The sequence below is a fragment of the Fenollaria timonensis genome (assembly GCF_001457835.1).
Classification (GTDB): Bacteria; Bacillota; Clostridia; order Tissierellales; family Peptoniphilaceae; genus Fenollaria; species Fenollaria timonensis.
Map to the genome: position 1 here is coordinate 328,910 of NZ_LN898230.1, position 17,377 is coordinate 346,286.

Consider the following 17,377-nt stretch of genomic DNA (forward strand, 5'->3'; position numbering starts at 1 on the left):
ATGAAGGGAAAAGGATTTGTGCCATGAAAGAGAAAATATTGGAGAGACTCACCTGCTTTAAAGATAGAGTCGATGAATTAGGCGGATATACGAGCAAAATTATCTGTAAGGAAGTTGCAACAGAAAAAGAGATTTCAAACATTGAAAAAGAATTAGGCTATGAGCTGCCGGAGGATTTTCGCTGGGCACTTATGAATATATCTTCTCACATAGAGTTTTTCTGGAGTCTTTACAGTGAAGATAAAGAACTTTTAGCCTTGCCGGATGAGTTAGCGGGAATATTTGCGGGTTCTTTACACTTCGGTATTGACCTCATTGCTATTTGGGAAGAAAGCAGAAAAGATTGGATTGATGTTTGTTATCCTGACTATAACAACCCATATGACAAGATTTTTCACAACAAATTGGCATTTCAGGATGTAGAAAATGGTGATTTATTGGCTATTGATTTATAAGAAGAGACCTATGGAAAAATCGTATATTTGAGCCATGATGGAAGCGATTTACATGGTTATGTTATGGCAAATTCGTTTGTAGAATTTTTGGAAGAGTACACAAAAATAGGCTGTGTAGGTGGTGAGGACTGGCAGTGGGAAGCTTTTACAAACAATCATACAACGCCCATAGACGGCAATTCTGAAAATGCAAAAAAATGGCTTGAAACAATGTTTGGTAGATAAATTATAAATTGGAATGAAAGTGAGTGTATTTCTATGGCAATAGACGGTGTAAAGATAATAGACAGTGATGACGGATATGATATTTACAACTATGTTGTAGAAAACTATAAGGACGGAGTAAGTGCAGAAAAAAATTATAGCGGAAATGCTGGTAGACGAAAAAATTTATTGCTCTAATGATTTTTACGTAGAGATTTACTGGACTTCCCTTGCCTATTCTTTATGGAAAATAGGACATTTGCCCGATGAGATAAAAAACAGAGCTTTAGAAGTGATTGAAAAAGGTGCTAACGAATTTTGGCGTGAAATCGACAGCAAAGCATTGAAACAAAGACAAAAGGTTTTAGATAAATTAGCAATTCAATTACAGCGTGAAAATCTCAAACCCGTAAAAGTGCCAAAAGGTAAGATAAAACGAGTGCCGTACTTTAATACGGGAGATGTTGTTGTAATAAAGTTTGATAATGAATATGGAGTTTGTTTCGTTTCATCAGTAGATGAAAGACCGAGAAAGTTAGAATACAATTTAGCTTGTACCCGTTTATTAAAAAAAGAGAAACCCGATATGGACGATTTCTTAAACAGTCAAATTGCGTGTACTAAACAGAACACATCATATTGTCTTAGTACAGATTGTTGGTTCAATCATAAAGATTTGGGAGTTCTATTAGATAAAATAGAAAAAATAGGGCAAGTTGAATTAGAAGTTTATATTTTAGGAACACTATCACCGGCGTCTACACTTGAAGATATTTATGATGAAATTACAAGAGATAGAAAGATTTGGGGTCTGAGATTTAAGGATACTTATCATTTGATAAAGAATTTTCAAGTTTGTAGAGATTGAAGAGCAATGAGGAATAAGCTTGAAGAGGGGATTCTTATGAATAAGACAGATAAGGAAAAGCTTATGAAAGCATATAAAAAAATTCAGGAAGAAAAATTTGAATTCATGAGGTTACTATGAGCAAGGAATTAATAAGAAATAGAGAAAGCAATATTCCTCTAAGTTTACATGATAGCCGTATTATAAATATTGAATACCAAGAGAGGTTACTGAGATTAAAGCTGGAATAGAAATGATTCTTTCTACTATTGATGATTTAATTGGTCATAGATCCAATCCAGAAATGGTGAAAAAGATTAAAGACTTAGTAAAAGAAGAAGACCCTGTAATTGGAGTATATGACATTGCACTTTTTAATTATGGTCCTAACAAATATTACTGCTCTCTTCATGTTGAGCTTCCAGACTATATGGATGTTGATGAAGTAGATAAACTTACAAGAAAAATACAATACAAAATCTATAAAAAAACTGGTATTATCGTGATCGCTCTAGGTGTTTATTCCTACAACACAAGGGACAAGGAAGCTGGAGAAATTAGAAGGACAATTGAGAGAAAGATTATGAATCACGATTGGGCCCTCCAAATTCATGGATTTTATGTAGACAAAATTGATAAAAGTATTAGATTTGATGTTATATTGAGTTTTGATGTGGAGAGAGATGAAGCATTAAAAGTTATTGAAGAAGAAATTTCTAAACTTTATCCTGATTACAAAATTCAAATTGTTCCAGATATTGATTTATAAGAGTCTGAATTTATAATTGGGGACAAAAGATATAGAACAAATTTTAACATTGATTGTGAGCCTTTCTATTTATTCCCTATTTATGATTGGATTATAAATAGTAATGAATATAAAGATTCACATATAGTAAAACTGCAAATAGTTAGGCAAGTAATAGTAAATAAAAGAACTTTAGAAAATACTCATAAATATTAGAAGATTGCAAATTTATAAATTATTAACAAGAAAAATCTTAAATAATTTTTACAATAGATTTGGAGTTTTATTATGGCTTATGCATCGTTAATAGCTGGGCTTACACTTGTAATTCTTGGCTCAATGCTATGGAAGTTTAAGTTGGTAGAGCTATTAGCAGGGCACAAAGAAAATTCAAATGTTTATAAAGATAATTTAGCTAAAGTGACTGGACTATCATTACTATTACTAGGCTTTTTACTATTAGCTGAATCGATATTGATATTCAAAGAGATTATCAAAGAAGGTGCAGCTATATTGCTTGTATTGTTAAGCATTATCCTAGGCACTATAGTAACAGCTTTGCTTAGTTCACACTATTCAAAAAATAAATAACGCGAATAGATTTAGATTTTTACTCGCACGAGATGACGAATACAATTTACTTTATTAGACTCACAGGCTGTGCTTCTTAGTTTAAGTGCTTGTGGGCTATTAATATATTTAAAGGAGGGAAGGATGTTAAAACTTGAATTAATTAACGAAGACAATTTTTCTTCTTGTGTACAAATAAAATCTTCTGTTGAAAACAATGATTATGTTGATGATGTTGTCTACTCAATTGCTGAAGCCTATTTATATAAAGATGAGAGCGAATGCTTTGCCATAAATAGGGATGGACAAGTGATTGGCTTTATTTCGATTTATTACGGCGAAGACAATTATCAAATAATAAATTTTGTAATTGATGAGGCGCATAGAGGCAGAGGCTATGGAAGTGAGGCAGCAAGCTTATGTCTTGATTATTTTAAGCGCGAGTTTAATGCGAAGAGAGTGTCATTGCCTGTGCACGTAAATAATAAACGAGCACAAAAATTTTGGACGAAACTTGGCTTTAAAATGTCGGATACTGTCGAAAATGATTATGTTTTTATGAGAATATATTATGAGTGATATTTATATGGATAAAATAAATTTATCTAATTTAGCGAAAAGATATTGACATAAAGAGCTATATGTTATATTATTAAAGTATAGAATATAGTTGACGAGAGGCTTTAATATGTTATTAGACAGAGCTCAATTCAATAAGGATGCAATCCACTCAAAGGTGGGTTTATTTTAGTGCTATTGCGAAGCTTGCAAGTAGCACTTTTTTTAATGCTTATGGTTTTGATTGCCAAAGGCATAGTAATTTTATGGAGGGGGATATAATGAAGGAGCTTAGAAGAATTATTTCGATGCTAATGATTTTAGTTTTATTTATAGGTATTTTGCCTATGAATTTAGGAGTAGTTAAAGCAGAAGCAGAGCTTGAAACAAATAAAATAAAAGATATACGTGCTAGGGTGTATGACGGTAATAAATGGGAAGAGGTTAGACTTACTGCAGTTGTATATATCGAGGGAGAAGGGCAAAAGGAATTTATCACTGAATTTAATTCTGACATAAAAAATTATAAATTATCTTTGGATCCTAAATATGAAAAGATTCAATTCAGTATAAAAAAGAATTCAGATGAACAAGAATTAAAAGCAATATGCAATGGAGATATATATAATATTGACGCTAATGATAACGGAGATATTGTAACAATCCTACCAGGAACATCAGTACTATCTGTTACAGTTAACAAAGATGTTTACTCTGAATATAGAGTCAGTATAAATAAACCTGGTGTTGGAAATATTCATAAGTTAAGTGTAACTAGTGGTTCAGCGGAGTTTTACGAAGCGTATGAAGGCGACATGGTAACTATTACTGCAATTAAAAGTTTTTTGCGCGGCAAGGTGTTTGATAAATGGGTCAAAGTTGAAGACGACAAAATTATAGAATTAGAACAAGGTAACGATATTATAAAGGAGCCAAATAAAACGCCTACTGAATTAAGGATGGCAAATCATAATCTCACAGTTAAGCCAATTTTTAAAGATAGCGAAGTTAGTGATAGTAATCTTAGAAATATAATACTATATGGCTTAGAAGATGAGGTTTGGAAAAATCAAAAATCAAAACTAGTATTTAATAAGGAGCAAAAAACTTATTCGGTAGATTTAAGTGATGATTATAGTGAGGCATATGTATACTTCCAATTTGGTGAAAGCAAGCAAACTATATCTGCTACATTAAATGATAAGGCTATTGTTTTAGTTGAAGAAAGTAATGGATATAAAACAGAAAAGCTTGAATTAAATGATGGGGAAAATATTTTTAAAATTACAGTAACTTCAGAAGATGAAAAGAATACAAGTGAATATACTTTAATAGTCAATAGAGAAAAAGTAAAGTACGAAGTAAGCTTTGATGCAGGTGAAGGTAAAGGCACAATGGAAGCAGAAGAGTTTGTTAAAGGCTCGACATATAATTTACCTAAATGTACATTTGAGGCGCCAGCTAATAAAGAATTTAAAGCTTGGAGCGTTAATGGTAAAGAAAAAGCTGTCGGTGAAGAAATTACTATTGACGCTGACACAGAAATAACAGCTCTATGGAAAGATATTATGGTAAGTGTAAGCTTTGATTCAGGTGAAGGTAAAGGCTCGATGAATCAAATAGATTTTGTTAAAGGCTCGACATACAAACTACCTGAATGTATATTTGAAGCACCAGAAAATAAAGAGTTTAAAGCTTGGAACGTTAATGGTAAAGAAAAAGCTGTCGGTGATGTAATAACAATTAATGAAGATACAGAAATAACAGCAACTTGGCGAGATAAGCCTATTGAAACTATCAAAGTGACTTTAGTAGCAAACAATGGTACAAATGAGACTAAAGAAGAAAGTGTAGAAAAAGGAACAGAATATGTTCTTCCTACTTGTGATTTTACTGCACCTGATGAACAAGTGTTTAAGGCATGGCAAATAGATAACAAAGAATATAAGCCACAAGAATCAATTAAAATAGATGAAGCAACTATTATAAAAGCCATTTGGCAAGACAAACCAAATCCAGATAAACCAAATCAAAAACACACTATAAACATCACTCCATCACCATATGGAGAGGTGATTATTGATCCAAGTGAAGCAAAAGCGGGCGACAAAGTTACTGTTCGTGCCATAGCAAATTACGGATATGAACTTGTGAGCCTTAGTGTTAGCGATGCAAGTGGCAAATTGCTTCCTATTACTAAGGGCCAATTCATTATGCCGGATGGCGAGGTAAGCATTTTCCCTATATTTAGAGAAATTGCTCCATATATCGAGCCTGAAATATATGATAAAGCTGAAAGAGAAGATCAAAAGAGAAGACATAGAAGAGACTATTATCATGAAGAAGAAAATAATGAAGATGAGGTCAAAACTATTGACAAGGATAAAGAAGAAAAGCAAAAAGAGTCAAAAGTTTTGATCACTATAGGCTCTGAAATGCTTGACAAAGTGAATAATGGCGTTCGCACTCTTAAAGCAATGGACACAAAGCCATATATCAAGGGCGGCAGAACAATGCTTCCACTAAGATACGTAGCTGAAGCTTTGGGCTACAAAGTAGCTTGGCTAAGTGAGACGAGAACGGCTGTCATCATGGACATTGGTCTAAGAGTAGAAATACCTGTCGATAGCAATTTTATCATTGTCAATGGCATTAAATACACAAGCGATGTTAAGCCTGAGATGCGTAAGAACAGAATCATGCTTCCTATAGCGAACATCGTAAGGGCACTTGGCCTTAAGGACCGCAAAGACATTCTTTGGGACGAGGTCAATAGGCGAGTGACTATAATTAGAAATTTTAATACGAAGTAATAAGTAAGAGGCTAGTCATAATTTTGACTAGCCTCATGTATTGATTATATTCACTATTTATCTTCTATGAGCTCTTGTAGCTCTTTTTCTTTTTCTTCTTTCTCTATTTCTTTTTCTTCCTTTGATTCAGTCATTATCTCTTGATAAACTTCCATGAAGAGACTTAAATCACTTTCTCTTTTGAAATTATCGACTGCTGATTGATATAGGTCCTCGGCTAAATCCATAACGACCTTTTTATTCTTATCGCTAGCAGCTACTTTGATGACAAGTAAGCCTTTGAATATGGCTCTTAAAACGCTCGCATCACTATCGCCATAAGTGAACAAGGGATGAGTATGCTCGATAAGTAGCTCCTTGAAGGATTTACTTGTGTAGTATATCCTTGCCTTGCCATCGGTTTTGATGTAGTGGTGGTTCGAGTTGACTTTAGCAAGATGAGATAAAAGTATCGACAGCTTTCTTATGCAGTGTATAGCTGTGTTTGGATCGTTTGTACCAGGTGATAGAGCACGCGTTGCTATCTCTACTATCTTTCTAATGCCTTCCTTATAATCTTCTTCGGCGATTCTTCTTTCGCTAAAAATAAATTGCTTTTGAATTTTTTCTAGAGTTTTATCATCCAAGCTATCATGACTAAAGTAGCCAAGCGTTTCGTTTTGAGCAACGAAATCGCCTTTTGATGCTTCTATAGTGAAGACTATGTCCTCGTCTTCAATTAGTTTTTTAATCTTATCTATGTCAATAATTTCTAGGTAGCCTGATTTGTGAGCGGCAAGCCTTTTATCCTTCATAGTCCACTCTTCTTTATCAAGCAGTTCAAAATCACGATCTTCAAGCTCTTTCTCAATAAGTTTATCAGTTTTATCTGCGATATCTTCAAGTAGATTGGCATAGTTAACGCCTGATAAAACGTTTTGCACGAAGATAACGAAGTAGATCGCACCCCATATAGCGTAGATGACGCCTATGGTACCGGCAATAACAAGTCTTTGATCTTGACCGGCCTTCATAAAGTTAAGGCTCACAAGGCAGTAGACGAAGCCGCCTATGAATATACCTAAGACCTTCATTGTGATTTTCTTATCTAAAAAGTTTTCAACGCTCCTCGGTGTGAAAGAGTTATGATATAGAGTGAAAACTGCTAGTATGGTCGAGAATGTAAAAGTAGTTATTGTTAACAGAGCAGAAACAAGTGATGAAAGCACTGTCTTTGCAAGCTCGACGCTCGATAGCATCACGCGTGGTATGTGTTGTGTAAGGCCTGAGTAGCTGCTGTCTATGTAAGTTACTATCGCAAGCAGAATTATTGAATAAAATATATATTCAAGACAGTATATCCACCGTCTGTTGTTATAGAAAAATAATTTAATTTTGTTCTTCATCTTGTCACCATCCTTTCATATATTATAGCACATATCAAGACTAAATTTAAAGACTTAAACTTTGTTAATTGATTTTTGCGCTTGATTGTGATAAAATGTAAGTATAATGGAGGGGATGATATGAAGAACAAATACGAAGACGCAATTAAGCTTCTTGAGGACAATGGCGTTGTTTATGAGATTGTTAAGCATCCACCAGCAGTAACGACTGAAGACGCTGACAAGTTTATTGAGGGCAAAATTGGATGCAGGACTAAAACTATGTTTATGACGGATCAAAAGAAGAGACGCTTCTACATGCTTGTCATGGACGACAAGGACAGACTTGACATGAAGGAATTTGCGGAGCTTGTCGGTGAAAAAAGAGTAAAGATGGCGTCGGAAGAGACTTTATTTAATAAGCTTGGCAATGAAGCGGGGGTTGTCTCGCCATTTGGCCTAGTTAACGACGAGGAAAAAGAAGTTCAATTCTACTTTGACAACGCTATATTAAAAGAAGAGATAATGACTTTTCACCCAAATATTAATACACAGACGCTTTTCTTCAAGACTGAAGATTTGTTTAAGATGTTAAAAAATATGGGCTACGAAGTTCATTTTGTAGACCTAAATAAATAATGAAGAAGAAATCACTTGCGCTAGCGATTGTACTATTGCTAGTGTTTCTAGCCATATCACGCATAGAGACAACTCATAGCTACACTGTTATAGACGAGGAGCTTGGCGAAGTAGAGATGACTTTATCTAAGCCAATATTTGCAAGGTTTTATAATAAAGTCACTTTTACTAAAGATGGCAGATCTAAGACGAAGACTTTTGAGGGCAAGTACAAGCTAAACATCTATAAGGTGGACCTAGGCAGAGTCAACGACGAGAACAATTTTGACATCGCCTTTGGCGTTTACTCGATAGCCCCGTGGCACAGGACGCCGTCGAAGCGCGTGTTTTTATACAAAGTAGTTGACTTGGATTTGAAGCCAAAGTTTCGCTGCTCGAGGCTCATTAATCCTATGTATGATTTTATTCTTTTTGATATTGATGGCGATGGTTTTGATGAAGTCGTTTCGATTGAGAAATATAAAGGGGTTTACTCAATCGGTGTCTATAAGCAGTATGATATGCTTATTGAGCGTATCGCGACTAGAAAAATAGATTTTCGCCCGACAAAATTATTGAAGGACAAAAAACTATATATAGAGGGTATAAATATAATGAAGGAAATTAATTTTTCAAAGGAGGGTATTGATCTAAAATGAAAAAGAGATTATTAGCAATAATTTTAGTGTTGGTGATGAGCTTAAGCGCATGCTCTTTGCCATTTAATAAGATGGGCGGAGACGATAATAAAAAAGAAGAAGGTAAAGAGACTAGTAAAGAAGAAAAAAATGAAGTAGGCGAAGCGGGCTTAAATGCTTTGCTTGGCTATGATGCGGAAAAGCTATTGGATGTTGAAGAAGTAAAGGACTTTGAAGACATTGAGATTGAAGCAAATGTTAAACCTTACGATGTAAAGGACTCTAGCGAGGTATATGGCTTTGACCCCTACGATGATCCTGAAAGCATTGAAAAAACAGTTCAAGAGATTAAGAACTCTGGTTATTTCAAAGTTGACTACAGTGTTATGAAGCAGCCGTTCGGAATATATGAAAACAATCAATACCTTGGAAGGAACTCATTCGTTACTACTGATTCGGTTGTGCACCTATACCACATCATCTACCTTGGTATGATGGAGGAAATGGAACAAAATTCATTGAAGCAAAAGCTTATGGCTCTATCAAAGAATTGCTTGGACAACGCTCTTCTTGATTACAAAGAAGCAAAGGGCGATGAAAAAGACGTCCTTATGAGAAATGCAGCGCTATTCTTATGTGCGGTTGACTTGCTTGAAGCAAACTACGATGGAGAAGTGCCTAGTGAAGTAAGGGCCTTAGCTGATGATGAGCTTAAGAATATCAAATCAGAAGGAAATGCTGTATCGAACATAACAGGCAATGACATTGATTACTCACAATTTAAGGTGCGTGGCAATTACACTAAGAACGAAAACTTAAAGAAGTACTTCAAAGTAAATATGCTTTATTCACAAGAGCTAGTTCGCTTAGAAAATTCAGATAGATCAATAAATCTAGATGCTCTTAAGCAAGCGATACTTGTCTCAAGACATATGCTTAAGGACGAGACAAGTTTTAAATTATGGCAAGACATATATAAGCCAATTAGCTTCTTAGTTGAAAACACTGAAGACATCACTCCTATTGACCTATACAAGAGCATTAGTGAAGCGACTAAGGAAAATACAGTTGAAGCCATACTTGATGAAAAGGTCATAAATCACGTTGCGGACATGATTAGTCAAAAAGAAGGACCTAAGATTAAGCCAGACTCAGGAAAAGTTTTTGCTTTCTTGCCACAAAGAGCTGTTGTTGATAATACATGGCTACAAAACTTAGTCGACACTGATCGTATGAGCAAGAGACCAGTTGCTTCAGGTGTTGACCTTATGGCACTTCTTGGCAATAGCCTTGCTGAGAGACTTACTCTTACTAATGAAGACAATTTGAAATGGGATAAGTTTGAAGAAAAGTACGAAGAAACAAAGGCAATGGTTGACGCAAGAACAGATGAAGAAGAAAAGGCAAACATCTATAGAACATGGCTGTGGGTTCTAAAGGCCTTTAATGAGGAATATGGCGAAGGTTACCCTGACTTTATGAGAAGTGAGAAGTGGAAGTACAAGGACTTAAACACTGCGCTTGCATCGTGGGCACAATTAAAGCACGACACAATTTTATACGCAAAGCAATATGGCGCGGAAATGGGTGGCAGCGAGCCTAGTATCATAAAGCACTACGTTGAACCGAATGTTAACTTATATAGAAGAGTTAAGTACTTAGTAGAAAAGACAATGGATGCAGATGAAAAGTACTCCTTACTTAACAATGATCAAAAGGCTAGGCTAAAGGACTTCGATGATATGCTTGACTTCTTTATAGAGGTAAGCATTAAGGAGCTTAGAGATGAAACAACATCTGACGAAGACAATGACAGACTTAGTGTTATCGGTGGAGAGATGGAAAACATCTTCATAGCATTCAATAAAGATGAAGTCAACAATGAATATGAGATATCAGCATCAGATAGAGACACAGCAAACATTGCTGACATACAAAGGATTGGATCAAACACTGTGGGTAAACCAGAAGGCTCATTCTTAGAAGTAGGTTCAGGTAGCTTCTCATTCATGAAAGCTATATATAGACTGGATGGTAAATATTTTGTGGGAACTGGACCAGTTATGAACTACTACGAATTCTATTCTGAAGACAGACTTACAAATGATGATTTCAAGGAAATGTTGTCAAACTTCTACATGCCGGCAGACGAGAAGAAAGGCAAAGAAGTATATCCATTCTTTGAAAAACAATTATATAGTGAAATAAAAAGCTACTATTAGGAGGAATTTATGAGATACATCAAAGACGGCGCATCATATATCGTTAGAATCGATAGAGGCGAAGAAGTTTTAGATAAGCTAAATGAGTTTATCAAAGATACTGATATAAAGGCGGGAACTATAACAGGTATAGGCGCCTCATCAGAAGTAGAGCTTGGTGTTTATAGCGTTAAGAATAGAGAGTATATCAAAAATAAATACGAAGGCGAATTTGAAATTCTTTCTTTAATTGGCAATATCACTCAAGACGCGGGCGATGCGTATATACACCTTCACATAATGATTTCAGATGGTCTAGCACAAGGCGCTGGCATAACTGTCGGTGGTCATCTAAATAAGTGCATCATAAGCGGCACATGCGAGCTACGCATCGATGAGTGCGAAAACGCTTATCAAAGAAAAATCGATGATGAGACAGGCATTAAGATTATCGATATATAAAATCAATATACAGTATAAGAAAATTATATAAGGCAAGTCCATTAGCTTGGGCTTGCTTTTTATTTGTGATGAAAGTGATATACAAAGTAAAAGTAAATTACAAGTGACAAGCCGTGTAGCTCTTTTAGCAAGCTGCACGAGAGCAATCTTTCGCTTATCTAAATAAATATTCCCATTGCCTTGAATGAGTGTAAAAAATGTGTTATAATAGTTTAAAATGTTTTTACAAGAGATATAGATATGAAAGAGATATGGAAGTGATTAATTGCAAGATAAAGAATTTTTGAAAAGAGTTTTTAAAGTCGCGTGGCCATCGGTACTTGAGAGTGTATTCATAGCCCTAGCGGGCATCATCGATACTTACATGGTATCAAACCTAGGTACTTATGCGATCTCGGCTGTTGGCTTAACGACGCAGCCTAAGTTTATAGGCCTCGCTATATTCTTCTCGATAAGTATAGCTGTCTCAGCCCTTGTCGCGAGGAGAAAAGGCGAGGAGGACAGACGTTCAGCGAACGAAGTCTTAGTGACTGCCTTTGTCGTTGCCATAATTTTATGTGTAATAATATCGACAGTGATGGTGACATTTTCAGAGCAAATACTTAAGCTAGCTGGAAGTAAGTCAGATACACATGATTATGCTATAGAGTACTTCAACATCATCATGGGATTTTGCATTTTTAACATCATAAGCATAGTTATAAACGCGGCTCAAAGAGGTAGCGGTAACACCAAGATTGCCTTCACAACAAATTTAGTATCAAGTATAGTAAATATTTGCTTTAACTACATACTTATTAATGGTAAACTTGGTTTTCCAGCTATGGGCGTAAGAGGAGCGGCGATAGCGACTGTGCTTGGCACCTTTGTTGCGAGCGTTATGAGTATTAGGTCTTTATTCAAGGCGGATTCATATGTAAGAATACCTTTCATAATTAAATATAAAATCAAACCAAGCTTAGATTCCTTTGAAAGCATAATGAAGCTTGGACTAAATATGTTTGTTGAGAACCTTGCAATGAGAATTGGATTCTTAACTACAGCGCTTATGGCGGCGTCATTAGGAACTGATCAGTTCGCGGCACATAATGTCGGTATGAATGTACTAAGCATAGGCTTTGCCTTTGCTGATGGTATGCAGGTCGCAGCCGTTGCATTATCAGGCGAGGCACTTGGCGCGAAGAAGTATGACGACGCTGTGACTTACGGCAAGACTTGTCAAAAGGTTGGCTTCGTTATATCATTAGTTTTATCCGCGATATTGTTGTTCTTCGGCAAATACATTTTTGGCGCCTTCTTCCAAGACGAAGCAGTTATTAATTACGGCGTAATGATTGGTCGCTTCATAACAGTCATAGTCATTTGCCAAATCTCGCAAATCATTTATGGCGGCTGCTTAAGAGCGGCGGGCGATGTGAAGTACACACTTATCGCATCCATAGTAAGTGTTAGTATCATACGTACATTAGTTACTTATGTCTTAGTTAATGTATTTCACCTTGGCCTTGTGGGTATATGGCTGGGCGTTTTCTCAGACCAATTCTCAAGATTAATCTTTATGAGTATAAGATTTAAGCAAGGCAAATGGGTTGAAAAGAAAATTTAGAACAGAATAAAATTGCAAATAGAAAATCGGATCGAAGCAAAAATATTAGCACGATTAAAAAATTAGAGCAAATCAAAAAAATTAATGCAAATAAATACTTAACGCATAAAAAATATGATGTAGACCAAGTAGATCTACATCATATTTTTTTAAGTAAATTTTAATAATTTTCTACGAAGATTTCGAAGAAGTCCATTGGGTGATCACATGCAGGACATTTCTTTGGTGGTGTTTTGCCTTCATGCAGGTAACCGCAGTTTAAACATTTCCAAATATAAACTTCATCTCTCTTAAATACTTTACCTGCTTCAATATTTTCAACAAGTTTTTTGTATCTATTGTGATGAGCCATTTCAACTTCTGATATTTCTTGGAAAACTTTAGCTATTTCCTTAAAACCTTCTTTTTCTGCTTCTTTAGAAAAGTCTGGGTAAAGTTTTGTCGCTTCATAGTTTTCATCTTCTGCAGCTGCCTTTAAGTTTTCTAATGTTTTATCAAAAACTACAGGGTATGTATTAGTGATTTTGATTTCTTCACCTTGCATTTCATCCCTTAAGAATTTGTAGAATCTCTTAGCATGCTCAGCCTCATTTTGAGATGTTTCTTCGAAGATTTTTTGTATTTGAACATATCCATCTTCTTTGGCTTGTTTAGCATAGTAAGAGTACCTCATTGATGCTTGGCATTCATTGATGAAAGCCTTCATAAGATTGTTAGATGTTCTTGCGTCTTTTAATTTCATAATACCTCTCCTTTCAATATAATTAATTTAAGAACTTTATGTAAATATATTATATATCAAATATATTTTTTTGTAAAGAAAAGCTTATGGGTGAATCCATATAAATATTATAGTAAATAGACGTAAAAATGCTTGAACCAAAGCGATTCTTGTGGTATAATTAATTTCATATTTTGTAAATTTATTATAGAAAATATTTATAGAAAAGGGGTAAACTATGAACATAACTAATGAAGTACAAAATTTAAATAAGGATAAGATAAAACATAAGTACAATTGGAAGGAGATAGCGCTCATCATCATCGGCATAACACTTGTTGCCAGTGCTATACATTTCTTCTTGGTTCCATCCAATTTAACATCAGGAGGCGCCTCAGGTATAGCCATCGTCCTAAGTCACTACATACCACTAGGCGTTGGACCACTATTTATCTTAGTAAACATCATTCTATTTATTATGGGCTTTATATTTATAGGTAAGGACTTTGGTACTAGGACTATAGTCGTGACACTTGCTTTATCAGGTTTAGTATGGCTATTTGAAATAATATTTCCAAATCCAAAGCCATTATCAGATGACTTGTTCTTAATAATCACTCTAGGCATGATTATTCAAGGCATAGGCGTTGGTATGGTGCTTAATCAATATACATCGACAGGCGGAACAGATATCATCGCCAAGATTATGCAAAAGTACTTGGGTCTTGATTTAGGTATAGGCTGTGTTATTGCAGACCTTGTTGTTAGTATATTTGCTGGATCTGCTTTTGGTATGAATATATTTTTATATTCAGTTATGGGCGTTATAATCAATGGCGCTGTTGTAAGCATCACTATAAGCGGTCTTAACACAAGTAAGCTTTGCTACATCAATACTAAAGAGGTCGACCTTGTATCAAAGTTTATCATAGAAGACCTTGATAGATCCGCAAACCTTATTCCGTATAAGGGCGCTTACTCAAAGAAGGATAATGTTTTGATTCAAACAGCAGTTTCGACTCGTGAGTACATTAGACTAAAGGAGTTCGTTAACGACGCAGATCCAACAGCCTTTGTAGTAACAAGCAGCGCGAACGAAATACTTGGTGAAAAGTGGAGAAGATTTATATAAGTAAATATCATATTAAGACTGAGCTAGTAGATAGTTCAGTTTTTTTATGCTATAATATAAATAATGTCAATAGTAAAGGGTCTTAGTATAGACTAATCTTTAATAGTAAAGGCTCAATTATATGATATAATAATAATGATATTGTGAGGAGATAAATATGCAGACAAAAGATTGCATTGAAAAATATAAAAAAGAATTTGAAGAAGAAATAAGAACTTTGTTTTGGAAAAGCGATGGTTCTTTGAAGACAAAGATATATGGCAAGGTCAAAGAAGAGGCACTTGATGAGATAGTGAACGACGTCTTCGTATATGATGACGACTTGCTTAAGTCACTAAACCTAAGTACGGCTAAGATAAGTGTCTACTTAGAGACAAAGTACAAAGCAGTTGATTTTAGAAGCTTTGTCGCACCGCTATCGAGGATACTTTTGCCTGTGGCGATATCGTTCGTGACCTTCTTTTTAAGTGCGAAGTCCTTAAAGTACTTTGACATAGAAAAGATATTTGGCGTTACACTAAAAACTTTTTTCGCCTTCGCTTTAAGTGCTGTGGTCATAGCTATGCTATTTAGCATTTACTACACAAAAGTAAACGAGAAGAAGCTCTATGCTATATACATAAGAGATAGACTTAATTTTGAAATCAATAGGCTCATTGCCCAAGAGAAAGCTGAGGCATAATATGGCTTTATTTGTAATTATATTTGCCATCATAATCTCATTAATCAATGGCGGACGAATCAAAAATTTATTTAAGATGAACTTAAGATATACATGGTTCTTAGTAATAACAGCGCTATTAAATATAGCTGTACTTGTCTACATCACAAGATTTAATCTTGCTCACAGACGAGAGCTGATGATGGTTTACCCATATCTTAATCTATTTACATTTTTTGTGATGATATTCTTTTCTATTGCAAATAATAAGTACTTTGCCTTTAACATCATTGCCTTGGGCCTAGCTTTAAACCTAATGGCGATGATTAATTACGCTGGCTTTATGCCAGTTGTGAAGGAAGCACTTGTATATAACGGCTCAGTTCATGAGCTGGCCGCTTTAGAGAACTCACTTTCGATGACACATACACTTGCCATCAGCGGGAAGACTTTTAATGTATTGGCGGACACTATTCCTATAGGCAAGTTCACTAGTTTTAACACTGTTATTAGCATAGGCGATATATTTTTATCACTTGGGTTATTCATGCTTGTGGAAGATGTAATGAAGAGGAGGTCGTGATATGATATTTAAAAATATAGTACTAGGTCTTTTTTGTATTGCAAATTTATTATTCGGTCCAACAAAGGACATAGATGTAAATAATATATTAAAGGAAAGTATCAATACTTTTACTTATAAAATAGAGCTAGAAGCAAGAGAGGACGCGCTCGAAAAGTATAGAGCCGAGCTTGAAAAGCTTAGAAAAAGCAGAGTAAGGATATTCGCTGCAGGCGACTTTATGACGCATGGACCGCAATTAAAAGGAGCAAAGTACAACGACGGATACAAATTTGACGAATATTTTAAATATTTGCCGTTTTTTAAAGAAGCAGATCTTGCTATGATTAATTACGAAACAACTGTTTCATGCAACGGTCAATACACTGGCTATCCAACGTTTTCTTCGCCCGAATCGTCTGTTGAAGCTATTAAAAACAGCGGCTTCGACGTGATTGCGACTGCGAATAACCACGCCTTTGATAAGGGCTTCAAGGGTATAGACAAGACCATAGACACAATTAAGAGCTATGGCATGGACAATGTCGGCACATATAAAGACGCAAATAACATGCCGCTTATTAAGGAAGTCAATGGTATTAAGTTTGGCATATCGGCCTACACTTACTCCATCAACGGTTTTGATAGCCACGTGAAGGGTACTGACAAAGCTTATGCGGTAAACTTCATCGATATGGACAAGATTAAAAAAGATGTCGAGTATATGGATGCCAATGATGTAGATGTAAAGCTTGTCTACATGCACTGGGGCGTTGAGTACCAGCTAAAGCCAAACAAGGCGCAAGAAAATACTGCGAAGAAGCTTAACGAGCTAGGCGTAGACATAATCTTCGGCTCGCATCCACACGTTATACAAAAGTGCGATGTGATTGAGTCGGGCGGCAAGAAGACTTATGTTTGCTACTCTATGGCCAATTTTGTCTCAAATCAAAGACGTGAGTTTATGCCGAATCGCTATAGCGAGAACGAATTAATGATGGAAGTCATCTTACAAAAGACGCCAAATGGCGTAGTTGTAGAGAAATTCGAAGCGCATCCACTTTGGGTTGACAAATACAGGACTAACGGCAGGGACCACTACAACGTAATTCCTGTTAGAGAAGCTCTTGATGGAAGCATTAAAGTTGAGAGAATCAATCAGATTAAAAATAAATTATTACAAAGCTTAGAAGATTTTAACAGTATATACAAATAGG

At 35.3% G+C, this 17,377-nt stretch carries 18 protein-coding genes; 16 read left to right on the forward strand and 2 right to left on the reverse strand.

Annotated elements, in window-relative coordinates:
* The first annotated feature begins 23 nt into the window (after window positions 1–23).
* The 7 genes from BN3004_RS04675 to BN3004_RS04700 all read left to right on the forward strand — a co-directional run bounded on the left by BN3004_RS04675 (window position 24) and on the right by BN3004_RS04700 (window position 6,195).
* Window positions 24–455, forward strand: a complete 432-nt coding sequence (locus BN3004_RS04675; RefSeq protein ID WP_148344909.1) for an SMI1/KNR4 family protein — start codon at window positions 24–26, stop codon at window positions 453–455.
* 27 nt (window positions 456–482) lie between these two features.
* The gene (locus BN3004_RS08390) at window positions 483–680 is read left to right on the forward strand and encodes a hypothetical protein (protein ID WP_196792484.1); all 198 of its coding nucleotides are present in this window, start codon (window positions 483–485) and stop codon (window positions 678–680) included.
* A gap of 121 nt (window positions 681–801) precedes the next feature.
* Entirely contained in the window at window positions 802–1,527 is a 726-nt protein-coding gene (locus BN3004_RS04680; RefSeq protein ID WP_242854195.1) for a hypothetical protein, read from the forward strand.
* Window positions 1,528–1,759: 232 nt separating this feature from the next.
* Window positions 1,760–2,275: a cation transporter dimerization domain-containing protein gene (locus BN3004_RS04685; RefSeq protein ID WP_082244087.1), complete on the forward strand. Its 516-nt coding sequence runs from the start codon at window positions 1,760–1,762 to the stop codon at window positions 2,273–2,275.
* A 267-nt stretch (window positions 2,276–2,542) separates the two neighbouring features.
* Window positions 2,543–2,845, forward strand: a complete 303-nt coding sequence (locus tag BN3004_RS04690) for a DUF3784 domain-containing protein (protein WP_058260060.1) — start codon at window positions 2,543–2,545, stop codon at window positions 2,843–2,845.
* 123 nt (window positions 2,846–2,968) lie between these two features.
* On the forward strand, window positions 2,969–3,403 hold the full coding sequence (locus BN3004_RS04695) for a GNAT family N-acetyltransferase (protein ID WP_058260061.1): 435 nt from the start codon (window positions 2,969–2,971) through the stop codon (window positions 3,401–3,403).
* 260 nt (window positions 3,404–3,663) lie between these two features.
* Window positions 3,664–6,195, forward strand: a complete 2,532-nt coding sequence (locus BN3004_RS04700; RefSeq protein WP_058260062.1) for a stalk domain-containing protein — start codon at window positions 3,664–3,666, stop codon at window positions 6,193–6,195.
* Between the two features lie 53 nt (window positions 6,196–6,248).
* Here BN3004_RS04700 and BN3004_RS04705 read toward each other — a convergent pair whose 3' ends face one another.
* Window positions 6,249–7,580 carry a DUF2254 domain-containing protein gene (locus tag BN3004_RS04705; protein ID WP_058260063.1) on the reverse strand — a complete coding sequence of 444 codons (1,332 nt, stop codon included), beginning with the start codon at window positions 7,578–7,580 and terminating at the stop codon, window positions 6,249–6,251.
* Between the two features lie 120 nt (window positions 7,581–7,700).
* Between BN3004_RS04705 and BN3004_RS04710 the strand changes: the two genes are divergently transcribed.
* From BN3004_RS04710 to BN3004_RS04730, 5 genes are all read left to right on the forward strand, one after another.
* The gene (locus BN3004_RS04710) at window positions 7,701–8,198 is read left to right on the forward strand and encodes a prolyl-tRNA synthetase associated domain-containing protein (RefSeq protein ID WP_058260064.1); all 498 of its coding nucleotides are present in this window, start codon (window positions 7,701–7,703) and stop codon (window positions 8,196–8,198) included.
* Entirely contained in the window at window positions 8,198–8,836 is a 639-nt protein-coding gene (locus BN3004_RS04715) for a hypothetical protein (protein WP_058260065.1), read from the forward strand. Before BN3004_RS04710 ends, BN3004_RS04715 begins: the two co-directional genes overlap by 1 nt.
* Entirely contained in the window at window positions 8,833–11,037 is a 2,205-nt protein-coding gene (locus BN3004_RS04720) for a DUF3160 domain-containing protein (RefSeq protein ID WP_058260066.1), read from the forward strand. Before BN3004_RS04715 ends, BN3004_RS04720 begins: the two co-directional genes overlap by 4 nt.
* Before the next feature lie 9 nt (window positions 11,038–11,046).
* Window positions 11,047–11,478, forward strand: a complete 432-nt coding sequence (locus tag BN3004_RS04725; protein ID WP_058260067.1) for a PPC domain-containing DNA-binding protein — start codon at window positions 11,047–11,049, stop codon at window positions 11,476–11,478.
* Between the two features lie 265 nt (window positions 11,479–11,743).
* Window positions 11,744–13,084, forward strand: coding sequence for an MATE family efflux transporter (locus tag BN3004_RS04730; RefSeq protein WP_058260068.1), 1,341 nt, complete (start codon window positions 11,744–11,746; stop codon window positions 13,082–13,084).
* A gap of 160 nt (window positions 13,085–13,244) precedes the next feature.
* Here BN3004_RS04730 and rbr read toward each other — a convergent pair whose 3' ends face one another.
* Window positions 13,245–13,826 (reverse strand): rubrerythrin, encoded by a 582-nt coding sequence (rbr, locus tag BN3004_RS04735; protein WP_058260069.1) that lies wholly within the window; start codon window positions 13,824–13,826, stop codon window positions 13,245–13,247.
* A gap of 217 nt (window positions 13,827–14,043) precedes the next feature.
* Between rbr and BN3004_RS04740 the strand changes: the two genes are divergently transcribed.
* The 4 genes from BN3004_RS04740 to BN3004_RS04755 all read left to right on the forward strand — a co-directional run bounded on the left by BN3004_RS04740 (window position 14,044) and on the right by BN3004_RS04755 (window position 17,376).
* Window positions 14,044–14,937, forward strand: coding sequence for a YitT family protein (locus BN3004_RS04740; RefSeq protein WP_082244089.1), 894 nt, complete (start codon window positions 14,044–14,046; stop codon window positions 14,935–14,937).
* A gap of 157 nt (window positions 14,938–15,094) precedes the next feature.
* Complete coding sequence (locus tag BN3004_RS04745; protein WP_058260070.1) at window positions 15,095–15,619, forward strand: hypothetical protein; 525 nt, start codon at window positions 15,095–15,097, stop codon at window positions 15,617–15,619.
* Window position 15,620: 1 nt separating this feature from the next.
* Complete coding sequence (locus BN3004_RS04750; protein WP_058260071.1) at window positions 15,621–16,181, forward strand: DUF5317 family protein; 561 nt, start codon at window positions 15,621–15,623, stop codon at window positions 16,179–16,181.
* 1 nt (window position 16,182) lies between these two features.
* On the forward strand, window positions 16,183–17,376 hold the full coding sequence (locus tag BN3004_RS04755) for a CapA family protein (protein ID WP_058260072.1): 1,194 nt from the start codon (window positions 16,183–16,185) through the stop codon (window positions 17,374–17,376).
* Window position 17,377: the final 1 nt, after the last annotated feature.

Bases quoted from the DNA above. Each gene is read 5' to 3' on its own strand.
- BN3004_RS04700 (WP_058260062.1), top strand. From the start codon at position 3,664: ATGAAGGAGCTTAGAAGAATTATTTCGATGCTAATGATTTTAGTTTTA.
- BN3004_RS04720 (WP_058260066.1), top strand. From the start codon at position 8,833: ATGAAAAAGAGATTATTAGCAATAATTTTAGTGTTGGTGATGAGCTTA.
- BN3004_RS04705 (WP_058260063.1), bottom strand. From the start codon at position 7,580: ATGAAGAACAAAATTAAATTATTTTTCTATAACAACAGACGGTGGATA.
- BN3004_RS04675 (WP_148344909.1), top strand. From the start codon at position 24: ATGAAAGAGAAAATATTGGAGAGACTCACCTGCTTTAAAGATAGAGTC.
- BN3004_RS04750 (WP_058260071.1), top strand. From the start codon at position 15,621: ATGGCTTTATTTGTAATTATATTTGCCATCATAATCTCATTAATCAAT.
- BN3004_RS04690 (WP_058260060.1), top strand. From the start codon at position 2,543: ATGGCTTATGCATCGTTAATAGCTGGGCTTACACTTGTAATTCTTGGC.
- BN3004_RS04710 (WP_058260064.1), top strand. From the start codon at position 7,701: ATGAAGAACAAATACGAAGACGCAATTAAGCTTCTTGAGGACAATGGC.
- BN3004_RS04745 (WP_058260070.1), top strand. From the start codon at position 15,095: ATGCAGACAAAAGATTGCATTGAAAAATATAAAAAAGAATTTGAAGAA.
- BN3004_RS04715 (WP_058260065.1), top strand. From the start codon at position 8,198: ATGAAGAAGAAATCACTTGCGCTAGCGATTGTACTATTGCTAGTGTTT.
- BN3004_RS04685 (WP_082244087.1), top strand. From the start codon at position 1,760: ATGATTCTTTCTACTATTGATGATTTAATTGGTCATAGATCCAATCCA.
- BN3004_RS04755 (WP_058260072.1), top strand. From the start codon at position 16,183: ATGATATTTAAAAATATAGTACTAGGTCTTTTTTGTATTGCAAATTTA.
- BN3004_RS04725 (WP_058260067.1), top strand. From the start codon at position 11,047: ATGAGATACATCAAAGACGGCGCATCATATATCGTTAGAATCGATAGA.
- BN3004_RS04740 (WP_082244089.1), top strand. From the start codon at position 14,044: ATGAACATAACTAATGAAGTACAAAATTTAAATAAGGATAAGATAAAA.
- BN3004_RS04695 (WP_058260061.1), top strand. From the start codon at position 2,969: ATGTTAAAACTTGAATTAATTAACGAAGACAATTTTTCTTCTTGTGTA.
- rbr (WP_058260069.1), bottom strand. From the start codon at position 13,826: ATGAAATTAAAAGACGCAAGAACATCTAACAATCTTATGAAGGCTTTC.